This window comes from Bacillus sp. J14TS2 (assembly GCF_018333015.1).
In the GTDB taxonomy this organism is placed as follows: domain Bacteria; phylum Bacillota; class Bacilli; order Bacillales; family Bacillaceae_C; genus Lederbergia.
In genome coordinates, this window is sequence record NZ_BORE01000088.1 from 1 (window position 1) to 255 (window position 255).

The 255-nt window shown below is 47.8% G+C and carries 1 rRNA gene; it reads left to right on the top strand.

Annotated features, from left to right (window positions below):
• Nucleotides 1–136 precede the first annotated feature (136 nt).
• A 5S ribosomal RNA gene (rrf, locus tag KI375_RS27180) occupies nt 137–252 on the top strand.
• Nucleotides 253–255 lie beyond the last annotated feature (3 nt).

The following is a 255-nucleotide window of genomic DNA, read 5'->3' on the forward strand; positions in this document are numbered from 1 at the left end:
ATGTTGTTTCTCGTTTATCTTCTTCTTTATCTGGTTTTGAGAGAATAACTCTCTTTTTATATAGCATTTAGAGGATCTTCTGCTAAGATCGCTCACATCCTGTGAGCAACGCAGAAGTCAGCACCTCCTGTGCAAGTCTGGTGGCAATAGCGAAGAGGTCACACCCGTTCCCATCCCGAACACGGTAGTTAAGCTCTTCAGCGCCGATGGTAATAGGGGGCTTCCCCCTGTGAGAGCAGGACGTTGCCAGGCAAA